This is a genomic window from Polaromonas sp. P1_G2 (genome assembly GCF_056405515.1).
Window position 1 is genome coordinate 1 of the sequence record NZ_JBFUBY010000071.1, and the last position, 15,875, is coordinate 15,875.

17 protein-coding genes are annotated in these 15,875 nt (G+C 65.3%); 11 read left to right on the forward strand and 6 right to left on the reverse strand.

Going from position 1 to position 15,875, the window contains the following annotated elements; translation table 11 throughout:
* Positions 1 to 156 precede the first annotated feature (156 nt).
* From bioF to AC1D0P_RS09775, 6 genes are all read left to right on the forward strand, one after another.
* Entirely contained in the window at positions 157 to 1,356 is a 1,200-nt protein-coding gene (gene bioF, locus AC1D0P_RS09750; protein WP_477676559.1) for an 8-amino-7-oxononanoate synthase, read from the forward strand.
* Between the two features lie 68 nt (positions 1,357 to 1,424).
* The gene (bioB, locus tag AC1D0P_RS09755; protein WP_477676547.1) at positions 1,425 to 2,444 is read left to right on the forward strand and encodes a biotin synthase BioB; all 1,020 of its coding nucleotides are present in this window, start codon (positions 1,425 to 1,427) and stop codon (positions 2,442 to 2,444) included.
* 88 nt (positions 2,445 to 2,532) lie between these two features.
* Positions 2,533 to 3,435 carry a 3-methyl-2-oxobutanoate hydroxymethyltransferase gene (gene panB, locus AC1D0P_RS09760; RefSeq protein WP_477676548.1) on the forward strand — a complete coding sequence of 301 codons (903 nt, stop codon included), beginning with the start codon at positions 2,533 to 2,535 and terminating at the stop codon, positions 3,433 to 3,435.
* A gap of 144 nt (positions 3,436 to 3,579) precedes the next feature.
* Positions 3,580 to 4,428 carry a pantoate--beta-alanine ligase gene (gene panC / locus AC1D0P_RS09765; RefSeq protein WP_477676549.1) on the forward strand — a complete coding sequence of 283 codons (849 nt, stop codon included), beginning with the start codon at positions 3,580 to 3,582 and terminating at the stop codon, positions 4,426 to 4,428.
* A gap of 12 nt (positions 4,429 to 4,440) precedes the next feature.
* The gene (locus tag AC1D0P_RS09770; RefSeq protein ID WP_477676550.1) at positions 4,441 to 4,920 is read left to right on the forward strand and encodes an N-acetyltransferase family protein; all 480 of its coding nucleotides are present in this window, start codon (positions 4,441 to 4,443) and stop codon (positions 4,918 to 4,920) included.
* A 90-nt stretch (positions 4,921 to 5,010) separates the two neighbouring features.
* Positions 5,011 to 5,340 carry a cupin domain-containing protein gene (locus AC1D0P_RS09775; protein WP_477676551.1) on the forward strand — a complete coding sequence of 110 codons (330 nt, stop codon included), beginning with the start codon at positions 5,011 to 5,013 and terminating at the stop codon, positions 5,338 to 5,340.
* A 25-nt stretch (positions 5,341 to 5,365) separates the two neighbouring features.
* Here the strand turns inward: AC1D0P_RS09775 and AC1D0P_RS09780 are convergent, their stop codons facing one another.
* From AC1D0P_RS09780 to AC1D0P_RS09795, 4 genes are all read right to left on the reverse strand, one after another.
* Positions 5,366 to 6,385 (reverse strand): NAD(P)H-dependent glycerol-3-phosphate dehydrogenase, encoded by a 1,020-nt coding sequence (locus AC1D0P_RS09780; protein WP_477676552.1) that lies wholly within the window; start codon positions 6,383 to 6,385, stop codon positions 5,366 to 5,368.
* A 54-nt stretch (positions 6,386 to 6,439) separates the two neighbouring features.
* Entirely contained in the window at positions 6,440 to 6,907 is a 468-nt protein-coding gene (secB, locus tag AC1D0P_RS09785) for a protein-export chaperone SecB (RefSeq protein ID WP_477676553.1), read from the reverse strand.
* Between the two features lie 90 nt (positions 6,908 to 6,997).
* The gene (gene grxC / locus AC1D0P_RS09790) at positions 6,998 to 7,261 is read right to left on the reverse strand and encodes a glutaredoxin 3 (protein ID WP_007867884.1); all 264 of its coding nucleotides are present in this window, start codon (positions 7,259 to 7,261) and stop codon (positions 6,998 to 7,000) included.
* 107 nt (positions 7,262 to 7,368) lie between these two features.
* The gene (locus AC1D0P_RS09795; protein WP_477676554.1) at positions 7,369 to 7,779 is read right to left on the reverse strand and encodes a rhodanese-like domain-containing protein; all 411 of its coding nucleotides are present in this window, start codon (positions 7,777 to 7,779) and stop codon (positions 7,369 to 7,371) included.
* A 133-nt stretch (positions 7,780 to 7,912) separates the two neighbouring features.
* Between AC1D0P_RS09795 and gpmA the strand changes: the two genes are divergently transcribed.
* The 3 genes from gpmA to AC1D0P_RS09810 all read left to right on the forward strand — a co-directional run bounded on the left by gpmA (position 7,913) and on the right by AC1D0P_RS09810 (position 11,144).
* On the forward strand, positions 7,913 to 8,656 hold the full coding sequence (gene gpmA, locus AC1D0P_RS09800; RefSeq protein WP_477676555.1) for a 2,3-diphosphoglycerate-dependent phosphoglycerate mutase: 744 nt from the start codon (positions 7,913 to 7,915) through the stop codon (positions 8,654 to 8,656).
* A 184-nt stretch (positions 8,657 to 8,840) separates the two neighbouring features.
* A complete protein-coding gene (locus AC1D0P_RS09805; protein WP_436157399.1) occupies positions 8,841 to 10,280 on the forward strand; it encodes a S41 family peptidase in 1,440 nt (479 codons plus the stop codon).
* Between the two features lie 108 nt (positions 10,281 to 10,388).
* The gene (locus tag AC1D0P_RS09810; RefSeq protein WP_477676556.1) at positions 10,389 to 11,144 is read left to right on the forward strand and encodes a HesA/MoeB/ThiF family protein; all 756 of its coding nucleotides are present in this window, start codon (positions 10,389 to 10,391) and stop codon (positions 11,142 to 11,144) included.
* Between the two features lie 9 nt (positions 11,145 to 11,153).
* Here the strand turns inward: AC1D0P_RS09810 and AC1D0P_RS09815 are convergent, their stop codons facing one another.
* Positions 11,154 to 13,166 (reverse strand): AsmA family protein, encoded by a 2,013-nt coding sequence (locus tag AC1D0P_RS09815; RefSeq protein ID WP_477676557.1) that lies wholly within the window; start codon positions 13,164 to 13,166, stop codon positions 11,154 to 11,156.
* A 421-nt stretch (positions 13,167 to 13,587) separates the two neighbouring features.
* Here AC1D0P_RS09815 and AC1D0P_RS09820 point away from each other — a divergent pair, with 421 nt between their 5' ends.
* Positions 13,588 to 13,968 carry a response regulator gene (locus tag AC1D0P_RS09820; protein WP_477652513.1) on the forward strand — a complete coding sequence of 127 codons (381 nt, stop codon included), beginning with the start codon at positions 13,588 to 13,590 and terminating at the stop codon, positions 13,966 to 13,968.
* A 2-nt stretch (positions 13,969 to 13,970) separates the two neighbouring features.
* Here AC1D0P_RS09820 and AC1D0P_RS09825 read toward each other — a convergent pair whose 3' ends face one another.
* Positions 13,971 to 14,603, reverse strand: coding sequence for a response regulator (locus tag AC1D0P_RS09825; protein WP_007867910.1), 633 nt, complete (start codon positions 14,601 to 14,603; stop codon positions 13,971 to 13,973).
* Between the two features lie 133 nt (positions 14,604 to 14,736).
* Here AC1D0P_RS09825 and AC1D0P_RS09830 point away from each other — a divergent pair.
* Positions 14,737 to 15,875: sensor histidine kinase (locus AC1D0P_RS09830; RefSeq protein ID WP_477676558.1), on the forward strand; the 1,139-nt coding region annotated here is incomplete at its 3' end.

Consider the following 15,875-nt stretch of genomic DNA (forward strand, 5'->3'; position numbering starts at 1 on the left):
CTGGGTGGCCAACCACGTCGATGCCACCATGCTGGCGCAAGAAGACAACATCGCCTTTCTGCGGCAAAAACTGCAGGCGCCGCTGCTGGCCACCATTCCCCACCAGGCCGTGCCCGACCCGCGCGCGGTCATCTTTGAGCTTCCCCCCGCATGGCAATGACGACCGCTTCCTGGCTCGATGAATTCCCGGCCCGCCTGGCTGAGCTGGACAGCGCCCACCTGCGCCGCCGGCGCCGTGAGGTCGTGCCCGAAAGCGGCGCGCGCCTGACGGTGGACGGCCAGAGCATGCTGGCCTTTTGCAGCAACGACTACCTGGGCCTGGCCACCCACCCGGTCCTGGTGCGGGCGGCCTGTGAAGGTGCGCACGCTTATGGCGTGGGGGCCGGCGCCTCGCCGCTGGTCAGCGGCCACAGCGCGGCCAATGCGGCGCTGGAGCGCGAACTCGCGGCCTTTGTGGGCCTGCCGCGCGCTCTGTATTTTTACGCGGGCTACGCCACCAACATCGGCATCGTGCCGGCGCTGGTGGGCGCCGGCGACGCGATCTTTTCTGATGCGCTCAACCACGCCTGCCTGATCGACGGCGCGCGGCTGTCGCGCGCGCAGATACACCGCTACGCACATGCCGACCTCGATGCGCTGGCGGGAGAACTCGCGCGCAGCACCGCGCCGCGCAAGCTGGTGATCAGCGACGCCGTCTTCAGCATGGACGGCGACAGCGCCGACATCCCGGCGCTGCTGGCGCTGTGCGAGCGCCACGACGCCCTGCTGCTGCTGGACGACGCCCACGGCTTCGGCGTGCTGGGCCCGCAGGGCCGGGGCAGCCTGGCCGCCGCCGGCCTGCATGGCGCGCGGGCCTCGCGCCGCGTGCTCTACATGGCCACGCTGGGCAAGGCTGCTGGCGTCGCCGGCGCCTTTGTGGCGGGCGACGAGGCGCTGGTCGAATGGCTGCTGCAGAAAACCCGCAGCTATATATTTGCCACCGCCTCGCCCGCGCTGCTGGCCAGCGCCCTGCGCGCCAGCCTGCAAGTGATTGAGCAGGACGAATGGCGGCGCGCGCACCTGCAGCGCCTCATCGCGCGCCTGCGTGATGGCCTCACGGCAAGCCTTGAGGGCAGCGGCTGGCAGCTGTCGGCCTCGCAAACCGCCATCCAGCCACTGCTGATAGGCCCCAATGACAAAGCCCTGGCCGTGATGGACGGCCTGCGCGAGCGCGGCATCTGGGTGCCGGCGATACGCCCGCCCACCGTGGCCGAAGGCACGGCCCGGCTGCGCATCGCGCTGTCGGCCGCGCACAGTGACGCCGACGTCGACCAATTGATTGAAGCCCTGGGCGCGCTGGAGCGGCAGGCCGCTTGATCGTTACACCTCATCGCCCCCATCTCTTCAGCTAGACTCCAAAACCCACGCTTCGGAAGGAAGAACACATGTCCCACGCCGCAGAACAAACCGTCACCCTGCACCGCCCCCGCGCCAAAGCGGCGCCAGCCCCCGCCGGCGACCAACGCTGGAGCGTTGACGCCATCGAAGCGCTGTTCAACCTGCCCTTCCCTGAGCTGATGCACCGCGCGCAGACGGTGCACCGCGAAAACTTCGACCCGACGCGCGTCGAGTTCGCCACCCTGCTGTCGGTCAAGACCGGCGGCTGCGCCGAAGACTGCGGCTACTGCCCGCAGGCCGCGCGCTACGACACCGGCGTGGAAGCCAGCAAGCTCATGGAGCCCGCCGAAGTGCTGGCCGCCGCGCAACGCGCCCAAGCCGCTGGCGCCACGCGTTTTTGCATGGGCGCGGCCTGGCGCTCGCCCAAAGACCGCGACATCGAAAAAGTCGCCGAGCTGGTGCGCACCGTGAAGGCCCTGGGCCTGGAAACCTGCGCCACGCTGGGCATGCTGGAAGACGGCCATGCGCAAACCCTGCAAAGCGCGGGCCTGGACTACTACAACCACAACCTCGACAGCGCCCCCGACTTTTACGGCGACATCATCACCACGCGTGACTACCAGGACCGCCTGGACACGCTGGCACGCGTGCGCAGCGCGGGCGTCAAGGTCTGCTGCGGCGGCATCGTCGGCATGGGCGAGACGCGCCGCCAGCGCGCCGGCCTGGTGGCCGAGCTCGCCAACCTCACGCCCTACCCCGAGTCGGTGCCCATCAACAACCTCGTGAAGGTCGAAGGCACGCCGCTGGCCAACCAGGCCGACCTGGACCCGTTCGAGTTCGTGCGCACGATTGCCGTGGCCCGCATCACCATGCCGACCGCGCGCGTGCGCCTGTCGGCCGGCCGCCAGCAGATGGGCGACGGCGTGCAGGCCCTGTGTTTCCTGGCTGGCGCCAATTCGATTTTTTACGGCGACAAGCTGCTGACCACCGGCAACCCCGACACCGAGGCCGACGTGAAGCTGCTGGAACGCCTGGGCATGAGCCGCTCGGCGCCCGAAGTTCGGTAACACGCACAGCTTGTCTGGGCTCTCTAAATCGCGTGCAAAAAAGCGCGGCGAAGCTGGTTAGACTCTCGCTAAATTCCGGATCGCGCCCATGACGTCTCCTTCCAATACCCCCAACACCTCCGCCACGCCTTACGGCACGCTGCCGCCCTCGTCCACGCCGTCGGCGCGCAAGCCGCTGAGCCTGCCGCGCCTGCGCGAAATGCATGCGCACGGCGAAAAAATCACCATGCTGACGGCCTACGACGCGACCTTCGCGGCCGTGGCCGATGCGGCGGGCGTGGAGTGCATCCTGGTGGGCGATTCACTGGGCATGGTCTGCCAGGGCCTGACCAGCACCGTCGGCGTGACGCTCGAGGCCATGCGCCACCACACCGAATGCGTGGCCAACGGCCTGCGCCGCTCGCAGGCCACGGCCTGGCTGATAGGCGACCTGCCCTTCGGCAGCTACCACGAGTCCAAAGAGCAAGCCTTGCGCAGCGCCGTGGTGCTGATGCAGGCCGGCGCCCACATGGTCAAGCTGGAAGGCGGTGGCTGGACGGCCGAGACCGTGCGTTTCCTGGTCGAGCGCGGCATTCCCGTCTGCGCCCACCTGGGCCTGACGCCGCAGACCGTGCATGCGCTGGGCGGCTACCGCGTGCAGGGCAAGGGTGAAGAAGCCGCCGCCACGCTCAAGAAGCAGGCGCGCGAACTGCAGGACGCCGGTGCCGCCATGATGGTGCTGGAGATGGTGCCCGCGGCCCTGTCGGCCGAACTCACCAAAGAACTCGCGCACTGCGCCACCATAGGCATAGGCGCGGGCAGCGGCACGGCCGGCCAGGTGCTGGTGCTTCACGACATGCTGGGCATGAACCTGGGCAAGATGCCGAAGTTCGTGCGCAACTTCATGGAAGGCCCGGACAACAAAAGCGCCAGCGTGCGCGGCGCCATGGAAGCCTATGTGCGCGCCGTCAAGGACGGCAGCTTTCCGGTGAACGCCACGCATGCGTGGTAACGGTTTTTCTCCTTCCCCCACTGAGGGAAGGCGGGGATGGGGGCGGCTGGCACTGGTAGCAGCCGCCGGGTCGTTGACGCAGCCAGCCCCCATCCCAACCTTCCCCCAGAGGGGGAAGGGGTAACACCCCAAGGAGAACAAAAGATGCAGATCGTCCACACCATCCCCGAACTCCGCGAGGCCCTCAGCCCCTACAAGCGCCCGGCCTTTGTCCCCACGATGGGCAACCTGCACGACGGCCACATCGCGCTCGTCAGGCAGGCCAAGCCGCTGGGTGACGTCACCGTCTCCAGCATCTTCGTGAACCGCCTGCAGTTCGCGCCGCATGAGGACTTCGACAGCTATCCGCGCACCCTGGACGCCGACGCCGAGCGCCTGAAAGCCGCCGGCTGCAATGTGCTGTTCGCACCGCTCGAAAAACACCTCTACCCCGAGCCACAGACCTACAAGGTGCATCCAGCCACCGACTTGAGCGACATTCTGGAGGGCCACTTCCGGCCCGGCTTTTTCATCGGCGTGAGCACCGTGGTGCTCAAGCTGTTCAGCTGCGTGTTCGCCGGCATGCCCTCAGGCGTGGCGGCCTTCGGCAAGAAGGACTACCAGCAGGTCATGGTGGTGCGGCGCATGGTGCAGCAGTTCGCGCTGCCCATCGATATCCTGGCCGGCGAGACCCAGCGCGCCGAGGACGGCCTGGCGCTGTCGTCCCGCAACGGCTACCTGAGTGCGACCGAGCGCGCCGAGGCTGTGGAGCTCTCCAAGGCCATACGCGCGCTGGGCGAGGCCGCCCGCGCCGGCGGCACGCCCGACCTGCCCGCGCTGGAAGCGCAGGCCATGCAGGCGCTGGCGCGCCGCGGCTGGAAGCCCGACTACCTCACCGTGCGCCGCCGCGCCGACTTGCTGGCGCCCCAGGGCCCGCTGGCCGGCGAGCCGCTGGTGGTGCTGGGCGCGGCCAAGCTGGGCAGCACGCGGCTGATCGACAACCTGGAAATCTAGGGTGCCGCCGGCATGAGCGCAGTGTCCATCCGCCTCGCCGCCCTGCCCGACCTGCCGGCCGTGGCCGCGCTGTTTGACGCCTACCGGCAGTTCTACGAGCAGCCCGCCGACGACGGACTGGCCTTGCAGTTCATCGGCGACCGCATGCGGAACCAGGAATCGGTGATCCTGGTCGCCCAGGCTGCGGATGCTGCGCAATCGCTGGTGGGGTTTTGCCAGCTCTACCCCAGCTTCTGCTCGGTGATCGCTCAGCCGATCTTGACGCTCTACGATCTTTATGTGGCGCCCCCAGCACGCCAGACCGGTGCCGGCCGCGCGCTGATGCAGGCGGCCCACGACCATGCGCGGCAGAACGGCTTCGCGCGGCTGGACCTCAGCACCGCCAGGACCAACCACAAGGCGCAGGCCCTGTACGAATCTTTGGACTGGGTGCGCGACGAGGTTTTCCTGTACTACAACAAGGCGATTCCCGGGGCGGTGGTGCCGGCCTGATCAGGTCAAACGCGGGGACGGGCGACGCCGGCCTTGGGGTATAAAGTTCCCAGGCTTGGCATATTGCCCCCACGTTGCAGGAGTTCCACCATGGCCATTCCCCACGCCGCTTCCGGGCAGCTGATCAACGTCCAGCCGCTGGCGGGAAAACTCTCGGAAGCCAGGACCGTCGCGCTGTTCAAAAGCGATGAACTGGAAGTCATGCGCCTCATCGTGCCGGCCGGCAAAACCGTGCCTTCGCACCAGGTCAAAGGCGAAATCACCGTTCAATGCCTGGAGGGTGAGGTGGCCTTCACCGCGAACGGCCAGACCCAGCCCATGAAAGCCGGCCAGTTGCTCTGGCTGGCAGGCGGTGTGCCGCACGGCCTGACGGCGGTGCAGGACGCCTCGCTGCTGGTGACGCTGCATCTGTGCAAGTAGCCACGCCTTGGCGTGAAGTGGAGATTCAGGCCAGTTCGGCCGTAGGCCCGCGTCCCATCAACATCGCCACCGCTTCGGCGGGTTGGAGCTTGCCGTCCAGCAAGGCCACCACGCTTTGCGCGATCGGCATCTCGACGCCCAGGCCGGCGGCGCGCTGCACCACGGTGCGGGCGCAGTACACGCCTTCGGCGACATGGCCCAGCGAAGCAACCGCCTGCGCCAGCGTCTGGCCCTGGGCCAGCAACAGGCCCACCTTGCGGTTGCGGCTCAGGTCGCCGGTGGCCGTGAGCACCAGGTCGCCCAGGCCCGAGAGGCCGGTGAAGGTTTCAGCGCGGGCGCCCAGCGCCACGCCCAGGCGCGTCATTTCGGCCAGGCCGCGCGTGATGAGCGCGGCGCGGGCATTCAGGCCCAGCTGCAGGCCGTCGCAAAGCCCGGTGGCGATGGCCAGCACGTTCTTGACGGCGCCGCCCACCTCGACGCCAACCACGTCGTCATTGGCATAGACGCGCAGGGTGGCGCCGTGGAAAGCGGCGACCAGCGCATCGCGCACCTCGGCATGCTCGCTGGCGGCAACCAGCGCCGTCGGCTGGCCGCGCGCGACTTCGAGCGCAAAGCTGGGGCCGCTGAGCACGCCGGCCCTTAAATCGGGGGCGGCCTGGGCGCGGATTTCATGGACCATCAGCCCGAACGGCGAAGGCGAAGAAGCAGCGTCGGCCACCGGCGCTTCAAAGCCCTTGCTGAGCCAGGCCACGGGCGCGCTGGCATGCTGCAGGGTCTGCAGCATGCCACGCGCCGCCGAGACCGGCGTGGCCAGGATGATGAGGTCTTGCCCGGCCAGGGCCTGGACCAGCGGCGCATCGCCGCCCTGCAGCACCAGGGCCGGAGGCAAGGCAATGCCGGGCAGGTAGCGGGTRTTGGTGCGTTCGGACTTCAGGCTTGCAAGCTGCGCCGCATCACGCGCCCACAGGGTGACCTGGTGGCGCGAGGCGCTGCTGACGGCCAGCGCCGTGCCCCAGGCACCCGCGCCAATGACCAGTATTTTCATGAGGGCGTCATGAGGACATCATGAGGCGGCCGGGGTGCTTGCCCCGGCGGGCCATCACACGATGATCTGGGAAGCGGCCGGTGCGGCGGCTGCGGCTTCGRCCTGCTGCTGCTCGTACATGGCCTGGAAGTTGATTTCGGCCATGTGCACGGGCGGGAAACCGCCGCGCTGGATCACGTCGGCCACGTTGCCGCGCAGGTAGGGGTAAACGATTTGCGGGCAGGCAATGCCCAGGATGGCGCCGAGTTGCTCGGGCGGCACGTTGCGGATTTCAAAGATGCCGGCCTGCTTGGCTTCCACCAGGAACACGGTCTTGTCGGCGATCTTGGTCTGCACGGTGGCCGTCACGGCGACTTCGAACAGGCCTTCGGCGATGGGGGTGGCACCCACGCCCAGTTGGATGTCCACGCTGGGTTGTTCCTGGTTCAGCAGGATTTCGGGGGAATTGGGCTGCTCCAGCGACACGTCCTTGAGGTAAACGCGCTGGATCTGGAATACGGGGTCAAGATTGGCTTCAGCCATGATGTTCTTTCGGGTGCGGGAAGGGGGATCGATGCGCCGGCAGGCCGGCGGCCAGCGCGCATTATCTCAGGCAATTCCTGCCTCAAAAATTCAGGCAGGATTATTCAGCAATGGCATCAGGCCGCCTCGGCCGTCGAGGGCCATCAGGTCGTCGCAGCCGCCGACGTGGGTTTCGCCGATAAAGATCTGCGGCACCGTGCGCCGTCCCGTGATGTCCATCATCTTCTGGCGTTCGCCGGGCACCATGTCGACGCGGATTTCATCGAGTTCGGTGACGCCGCGCTGCTTGAGCAGCTGTTTGGCCTGGATGCAGTAGGGGCAGGTGCCGGTGGTATAGATCTTGACGGTTTGCATGGTTTCTCCGGATCGCGCCGGCGTGGGCGCGGCGCGGGGAAAGTGGATGAAGCGGGGCAGGCCGGCTGAGGCAGGTTTCGTGCCCGCCCTGGCCAGCCGACCCTCATTCAGGCCTTTTCGAGGGGAAGGTTAGCTTCTTTCCAGGCTTTGAGCCCGCCGCCCAGCGATTGAGCCTGCTCGTAGCCGAGCTTTTTGGCGACGGCGACGGCACGGCCGGCGCGCGCGCCGGTGGCGCATACCAGGATCAGGGGAAGGCCCTTGTTCTTGACCGTGGCGGGCAATTTGTCTTCCAGCTCGCTGAAAGGCACGTTTTTGGCGCCCGTGACGTGGCCGGCGGCGAATTCGTCGGCTTCGCTGACGTCCACGACCACCGCTTTTTCGCGGTTGATCAGCTGCACCGCGCCGCTGGCGGTCAGTGCGCCGGCGTTCATGCCACTGGCAATCATGGGCCAAACCAGCATGCCGCCCGAGGCGAGCGCTATCGAAATCAGCATCCAGTTATCGATCAGAAATTTCACGGTATACCCTTTGTGTATTTTTCGGCTAACCCGTGATTTTAGAATGGAGGGAGAAAAGGCCCCGCCGGCCACCCTCCCTATTCCCCTTTTTTCCCTCTTTTCTCCCTTTTTCTCACTCTTCATCCCTCCCACCATGTACAAACTCGTGCTCATACGCCACGGCGAATCGACCTGGAACCTTGAAAACCGCTTTACCGGCTGGACCGACGTGGACCTCACGGAAACCGGCATCGAACAGGCCAAAAACGCCGGCAAGCTGCTCAAAAACGAAGGCTATGAGTTCGACCTGGCCTACACCAGCGTGCTCAAGCGCGCGACCCGCACGCTGTGGCACACGCTGGATGAAATGGACCGCACCTGGCTGCCCGTGGTGCACAGCTGGCGCCTCAACGAACGGCATTACGGCGCCCTGCAGGGGCTGAACAAGGCCGAAACCGCGAAAAAATTCGGTGACGAGCAAGTCCTGGTCTGGCGCCGCAGTTACGACACGCCGCCGCCGCCGCTCGAGGCGAACGACCCGCGCAGCGAGCGTGACGACCCGCGCTACGCCAGGCTGCAGCCCGGCCAGGTGCCGCTGACCGAATGCCTGAAGGACACCGTGGACCGCGTGCTGCCTTTCTGGAACGAATCGATGGCGCCGGCCATCAAGGCCGGCAAACGCATCGTGGTGGCGGCCCACGGCAATTCCATACGCGCGCTGGTGAAATACCTGGACAACATCTCCGACAGCGACATCGTGGGACTCAACATCCCCAACGGCATTCCGCTGGTCTACGAACTGGATGCCGGGCTCAAACCGCTGCGCCACTATTACCTGGGCGACAGCGAGGCTGCGGCCAAGGCCGCGGCGGCCGTGGGCGCACAAGGCAAGGCCTGATTCCTCCCGAGGGCTCGTCTGGCCTGGTTTTTGTAAAAGTCCTGTAAATAGCCGCCGTTTCGCCTCTTTTTTCGCACCGTGCCGCGCCGGGGGCGGAACTGGGGCTCCCGGCCTTTCTCCAAGGTGTATATTGCTTCCCACAGGGGGAACAAGGGTTCCCCAACAGGCTAAAGAAGGTATTTTTATGGGTCAGAAGCTCAAGATAGCAGGCTGGATTTCAATCGGCGCCGTGGCAGGGGCCCTCACCACAGTGCAATTGCAGGCGGTGGCCCGCGCGGGCATCGCCCCGCTGCCACTCGAGGAGCTGCAGCAGCTGGCCGCCGTTTTCGGCATGGTCAAGAGCGATTACGTGGAGCCGGTGGACGAGAAAAAACTCATCACCGACGCGATCTCCGGCATGGTCGCCAGCCTGGATCCGCATTCGGTCTATTTCGACAAGAAGTCCTTCAAGGAATTCCGCGAAGGCACGACCGGCCGCTTTGTCGGCGTCGGCATCGAAATCAGCCAGGAAGACGGTCTGGTCAAGGTGGTCTCGCCGATCGAAGGCTCTCCCGCCGACCGCGCCGGCCTCAAGCCTAACGACCTGATCACGCGCATCGACGACACCGCCGTCAAGGGCCTGACGCTCAATGAAGCCGTCAAAAAAATGCGCGGCGAACCCAAAACCAAGGTGCTGCTGACGATCTTCCGCAAGGACGAAAACCGCACCTTCCCGGTCACCATCACGCGGGAAGAAATCCGCACCCAGTCGGTGCGTAGCAAGGTGGTGGAACCCGGCTACGCCTGGATACGCCTGAGCCAGTTCCAGGAACGCACGGTCGACGATTTCGTGACCAAACTCGAGCAGATCTACAAGCAGGAACCCAACCTCAAGGGCCTGGTGCTCGATTTGCGCAACGACCCGGGCGGCCTGCTGGATGCCGCCGTCGCGGTATCGGCCGCCTTCCTGCCCGAAAACGTCACCGTGGTGTCCACCAACGGCCAGCTGGCCGAAAGCAAGTTCACCTACAAGGCCTCGCCTGAGTTCTACCAGCGCCGCAACGGCTCCGACCCGCTCAAGCGCCTGCCCGCGGCGCTCAAGACCGTGCCGCTGGTGGTGCTGGTCAATGAGGGCTCGGCCTCGGCCAGCGAAATCGTGGCCGGCGCGCTGCAGGATTACAAGCGCGCCACCATCATGGGCAACCAGACCTTCGGCAAGGGCTCGGTGCAGACCGTGCGTCCGCTGGGGCCCGACACTGGCCTGAAACTCACCACGGCGCGCTACTACACCCCCAGCGGCAAATCCATCCAGGCGCGCGGCATCGTGCCCGACGTGATGGTGGACGACACCGCCGAAGGCAGCCCGTTTGCCGCCCTGCGCACCCGCGAAGCCGACCTGGAAAAACACCTTAACAGCGGCCAGGGTGCCGAAGTCAAGGATGCCAACCGTGAAAAAGCCCGCGAAGCAGCCATGAAACGCCTCGAGGAAGAAGCCAAGAAGACGCCGGAACAGCGCCGCCCGCCTGAACTGGGCAGCGACAAGGACTTCCAGCTGGCCCAGGCGATCAACCAGCTCAAGGGCCGGCCCGTGCTCGTCAGCAAGACGGCCGTGGTGGAGCCAAAGAACGAGAAAAAAGAGAACTAAAGCCGTGACGGGATAGCGCCGGAGACGCCGGTCTTCCCGGTTTCGTTTCTCGCGCGTCTCGCGCCTTTTTCCCCGACTGCCTTGCCCTCACGGCAGTCCTCCCTCCCCATGACCGACGACCAGCTGCTCCGCTATTCCCGGCACATCCTGCTCGATGAAATCGGCATCGAAGGCCAAGACAAGATCCTCAAGGCGCATGTGCTGATCGTCGGGGCCGGTGGGCTTGGTTCGCCAGTCGCGCTCTACCTGGGCAGCGCCGGTGTCGGCCACCTCACCATTGCCGACCATGACCGGGTCGATGCCACCAACCTGCAGCGGCAGGTCGCCCACACCCTGGGCCGCGTCGGCGAATTCAAGGCCGAGTCCGCGCGACAGGCCATCGCGGCGATCAACCCCGACGTCGAGGTCACGCCGGTCACGCAGCGGGCTGAGGGCTCRCTGCTCGACCGCTTGGTCGGCGAGGCCGACCTGGTGCTCGACTGCACCGACAACTTCGCCACCCGCCACGCGATCAACCGCGCCTGCGTGAAGCATCGCAAACCACTGGTCTCAGGCGCGGCCATCCGCTTCGATGGCCAGGTCGTGGTCTTCGACGCGCGCGATGCACGGTCGCCGTGCTACGCCTGTGTGTTCCCCGAATCGGAGCTGATGGAAGAAGCGCTCTGCGCCACCATGGGGGTGTTCGCGCCGCTGGTCGGCATCATCGGCAGCATGCAGGCGGCCGAGGCCTTGAAGCTGATCTGCGGCGTGGGTGAGGCGCTCACCGGGCGCTTGCTGATGCTGGAAGGCAAACGCATGGAGTGGAGCGAGATGAAACTGGCGCGCAACACCGCTTGTGCTGTCTGCGGCAGCGTTCACGGCTGAGCGCTGCTTTTATTTGACGGCCGGTGTCTGCGTCGGCATACGCGAACCGGCACTGGATGCAGCGGCCTGTTTCAGGATCGCGACGCAATTTTCATCCTGGCCCGGCCCGGTTTCGATGGTGGCGGCCAAAGCCAGCAGCGGATTGACCACGCCCAGCGCCAGCGCGATGCCGGCCCGGCCGGCCAGCGCGCTCTTGTCTGGCCCCGCCGACGGCGCCGCGAAGGTGCCGCCTATCCTCAAGGGCGACCTGAAGCTCAGGATGCTGCGGTCCTTGGGCGCCGGGTCCAGGATCAGGTCCAGCGTTTCATCAGCCAAGCTGATGTTGCCGCGCCCGTTGATCACCGTGTCGGTGGTGTCCAGCACGATGGTCTTGGTGCTCATCAGGCCTTGTTTGACCTCAAACGCGGCAGCCGCGCAGCGCAGCTGCACATTGCGGTCGCCGCGCACCAGGAACTTGATGATTTCTCCGCCGTCCAGTCCCATGAATTCAAGCAGGATGTTGCTGATCTCGCCTTTGCCCATCAGCACGGCCACATCGCCGGAGGAAGTGCCCAGCATTTGCGCCAGCGAATTGCCCCGCCCCTTGAGGTCGAACTGGCCGCTRATTTTTCCGAGGCTGCTTTTGCTGGTCTCCACCGCCGGAAAGAGCTGGTTTAGCTGCACCGCGCGCAGGTCCAGCCGCGTCGCGAAGCTCGCGGGCATCACATTGGAATCGATGCGTATGCTGCCGGCCACCGTGCCGCCCGCGATGCCCAAGGAGATCGGCTCCAGCTGCAGCACGCCGGCGCTCAGCTTGACGTGGACGCTGCCTTTGTCGAGCGGCAGGACCTCCACATGCCGGATGTCGGATGCGGAATACACCACATCGGCATTCATGGCCTTGAGCCGGGTGACGTCCAGTGTCGCGACGGGCAGGACTTTGCGCGATGCGCCGCCGGGCGTGCTTCTTTTTGCCGGTGCGGGTTCATCCTCTGCCTTGGCCGCCGCCGCTTTCGTGGGCGTGGGCCCGGCTGGCGGAGGCAACCCGATCACTGGCGCCAGATCGGCRAAGTCCAGCAATTTTGACTGCACCTTGCCGGTCAGCAGCGGCACCGCAGCCGACTGGTCGAAACTGAGCGCGCCGCCGAGGTCCGAGCTTCCCAGCGTGCCCTGGATCTGGCTGGCGGCCCAGACCTTGCCGTGCTTGGCCAACTTGCCGCGCAGCTTGTAAGGGGGGGTGGAAGGCAATACCACGCCCAGCAACTTGTAGAGTTCTTCCAGGTTGCGGCCCTGCAGGTCGAAGCTGGCATCCACCCCCGCGAGTTCCGCGAGGTTGGCGATGGTCCCCTTGGCCTTCAGGCTGGTCTTGCCGGCCACCGCGTTCACCTCGATGGGAAAAGGCGCTTCGAGGTTCTTGCTCAACTGCAGCACGCCGCCGGTGCGGCCGCTGGCGCTGAAGGCCTCGCCCTGCCATTTCCCCTTGGCCTTGTAGCTCAGCGGCAACTGGCCGGCGGTTTCCTGCGCGAGCGAAAAATCCACATGGATGTTCGCACCCTGCGCTGCCGCCTGGTAATCGACGCTGCCGCCRTCGATCAGCAGGGCATCAATGCGCGGGGTGGCGCCTTCGTCGGAGGTGTCGCGTGACAGCGCCCAGGTCCTGCGTCCGTCGGGCTCCATCTGCAAGCCGATCTCCGGCGCCGTCAGCGCGATGCGTGGCAGCACGACCTTGCCCAGCAGCAGCGGCAGCAGCTTGATGTCGAACTCGGCCGCTTGCGCCTTGACCAGGTACGGCTTGTCGGCCCATTCGGGGTTGGCGAACTCCACACCGTCGGCCCTGACCGTGACGGTGCGCCCCAGATGCACCGACAGGTGCCGCGTGATTTCAAAGCGCCGGCCCAGCTGGTCCGAGACATGGCGGTTGATGGGGCCGCGCAGCACATCCCAGGGGAAAAACACCAGCACCAGGACAAGGACGGCCAGCACGGCGGCAATGCCGGCAAGCCATCTTCGCCAAAGGACCGGGTGGGACTGTGTGTCGTTCATGGGTGGCATGGAGGGTCAAGCCTGCATCAAAAGGAAGGCGTGAGGCTTGCCATGCAGTGGCCGGGAAAGGCGTTGGAAACACTGCCGAACATGCGCCGCCTCCCTGCGTTTGTGGGTGTGATGTCCGCGTCGGGAACGGCGCAGGGCTCTGTTTTCTATGTGCCTCACTATCGACCGGAATCGCACAACGCAACAGTCGGCAGGCGCCACAACACACTGTGGGCATGTGCCTACAGCCCGCAAGCGAGCGTCTGGTGTGTGGGCAAATCGGGGGGCGTAGGAGCCCTCCTACAAGTGCTGGCCTTGGCCGCTGGCAGAATGGGCCCTGATAAAAGATACATTAGGAAACAAGAGACTCTCGAATCCTTTGGACTTTCGTAATACTTCGAGAGCCACGACGCCTCCTACCTGGACCTGAGCAGTGAGACTGAAAACGTACATCGTAGAAGACAATCCCACGATTCGTGAAAACCTGATCGGGACGCTTGAGGAATTGGCACGCATTGATGCCGTGGGAACCGCAGAAACCGAGAACGAAGGCAAGGCCTGGCTGACGGAAAACAGCGGGGACTGGGATCTGGCGATCGTTGACCTGTTTCTCAAACAGGGAAGCGGCCTGGGCGTGCTGGCCGCCTGCAGGGATCGCCCTTCGCGTCAGAAGGTCGTGGTCCTGAGCAACTACGCGACGGCCGATATCCGCCAGCGTTGCACCCAGCTGGGTGTCGACGCAGTGTTCGACAAATCCAACGAGATCGACGCCCTGGTGGACTATTGCATCCAGCAGAGCGCCGCCGTCGATTGAACTCAGTCGATCAACTTGTTCTTGAGGGCGTAGTAAGTCAGGTCGCTGTTGGAGGAAAGGCTCATTTTTTCCATCACGCGCGTGCGGTAGGTGCTCACCGTCTTCACGCTCAGCGACAGCGCCTTGGCAATGTCGCCCGCCGTTTCACCCTTCGCCAGTTTCAGAAACACCTGGAACTCCCGCTCGGACAGCTGCTCGTGCGAAGCCACGTCGTTGGGCCGGTTCAGCTGTTGCGCCAGCAGCTCGGCGACCGCCGGGGTGATGTAGCGTTTTCCCAGCGAGATCACGCGGATGGCGTCGACGATTTCGGAGGGATCGCACTCCTTGTTGAGGTAGCCGCTGGCGCCTTGCCGAATCAGGTTGACCGCATAGTGTTCCTCGGGATAGCCGCTCAGGATCAGAATGCCGACATCGGGCGCCTTCGCGCGGATCATGGCCAGTGCATCAATACCGCTCTGCCCGGGCATGGACAAATCCATGACGAGGATGTCGAGTTCGACATTGCGAACCAGGTCAATGGCCTCGCGGCCGCTGCCGGCCTCGCCGACGACGCGCAAGTCGACCTGGTCCGAGAAAAACTGCTTGAGCCCGGAACGCACAATGGCGTGGTCGTCCACAATTCCGATTTTGATCATGTCGCTGTCTTCCTTATAAAGCCCGCGCAAGCCGGCGGTGCCGTGAAAGAGAGATGCCGGGAACGGCACCTGCTTTAATTTTCAGCATCCATTATTGACGAATTCTTCACCGAAGTACCAAACGGAGTTTGCCGTGAAACCATTTGCGATACCCAGAATGGCCATCAGCCTGCCCTTGGCGGTGCTGGCTGCCGCCTTCCTCATCTTCATCAATGAGGCGAGTTTTCGCAAGTCTACCGAGGCGGCGGCCAGCATTGAAGAAGCGCAGTTGACGCGCGGCGCCATCAATAAACTTCTGCAGCATATGCTGGACGCGGAAACCGGCCAGCGGGGCTACCTGCTGACAGGCGACGTGCGCTACCTGGAGCCTTACAACGCCGCCCTGGCCGATATCGACGACAACCTGAACGCGCTGCGCCAGCTGTTCACCCCGTACCGGGAGCAGCTCGGGGAATTCGGCCTGATGTCGCGGCATGTCTCGCGCAAGCTCGCTGAAATGGACCTGAGCATCCGCATGCGCAAGGAGGGCAACGAGGACGCCTGGAAATTCGTGCTGACCACYGACGTCGGCAAGGAGCATATGGAGGCCATCCGCGCGCAGTCCGCCAAGCTGGCCGCCAGCAGCGTCAGCAAAATGGAACAGGGGCAAGACCAGATCAGGCGAACGCTACAGCTGTCGCGCATCGGCGTGGCCACCATGGCGCTGGCGGGCCTGCTGGCCTTCTACATGTACCTTCTGCAGACCAAGGCCTTGCTGGCTTCCGGCCGCCGCGAGCAGGAGTCGCTGCAGCGCGAGCGCGACTTCCTGGAAGTGCAGGTCCGCGACCGGACCGCCAACCTGGCCGAGCTGGCCACCCACCTGCAGAACGTGCGCGAGGACGAGCGCGGCCACCTCGCGCGCGAACTGCACGATGAACTGGGCGCGCTGCTGACGGCGGCCAAGCTCGACGTGGCCCGTTTGAAGTCACGCCTGGCGGGCAATCTGCCGGAAGCCGCGGAACGGCTGACGCACCTGACCAACACGCTCAACAGCGGCATCGCGCTCAAGCGCCGCATCGTGGAAGACCTGCGGCCGTCCTCGCTGTCGCACCTGGGCCTGGTGGCATCGCTGGAGATCCTGGCGCGCGAGTTCGAGGAACGCTCGGGCCTGTCCATCACCACCGACCTGGAATCCGTCGAACTCGGCGGCTCCGCGCAATTGACGGTCTACCGCCTGGTGCAGGAGTCGCTGACCAATATGGGCAAATACGCGGAAGCCAAGCAGGCCGAAAT

What these genes read in the sequence shown, in the direction of transcription:
- gpmA (WP_477676555.1), top strand. Translation starts at nt 7,913, where the DNA reads ATGTACAAACTCGTGCTCATACGCCACGGCGAATCGACCTGGAACCTT.
- AC1D0P_RS09775 (WP_477676551.1), top strand. Translation starts at nt 5,011, where the DNA reads ATGGCCATTCCCCACGCCGCTTCCGGGCAGCTGATCAACGTCCAGCCG.
- panC (WP_477676549.1), top strand. Translation starts at nt 3,580, where the DNA reads ATGCAGATCGTCCACACCATCCCCGAACTCCGCGAGGCCCTCAGCCCC.
- bioB (WP_477676547.1), top strand. Translation starts at nt 1,425, where the DNA reads ATGTCCCACGCCGCAGAACAAACCGTCACCCTGCACCGCCCCCGCGCC.
- AC1D0P_RS09825 (WP_007867910.1), bottom strand. Translation starts at nt 14,603, where the DNA reads ATGATCAAAATCGGAATTGTGGACGACCACGCCATTGTGCGTTCCGGG.
- bioF (WP_477676559.1), top strand. Translation starts at nt 157, where the DNA reads ATGACGACCGCTTCCTGGCTCGATGAATTCCCGGCCCGCCTGGCTGAG.
- panB (WP_477676548.1), top strand. Translation starts at nt 2,533, where the DNA reads ATGACGTCTCCTTCCAATACCCCCAACACCTCCGCCACGCCTTACGGC.
- grxC (WP_007867884.1), bottom strand. Translation starts at nt 7,261, where the DNA reads ATGCAAACCGTCAAGATCTATACCACCGGCACCTGCCCCTACTGCATC.
- AC1D0P_RS09770 (WP_477676550.1), top strand. Translation starts at nt 4,441, where the DNA reads ATGAGCGCAGTGTCCATCCGCCTCGCCGCCCTGCCCGACCTGCCGGCC.
- AC1D0P_RS09805 (WP_436157399.1), top strand. Translation starts at nt 8,841, where the DNA reads ATGGGTCAGAAGCTCAAGATAGCAGGCTGGATTTCAATCGGCGCCGTG.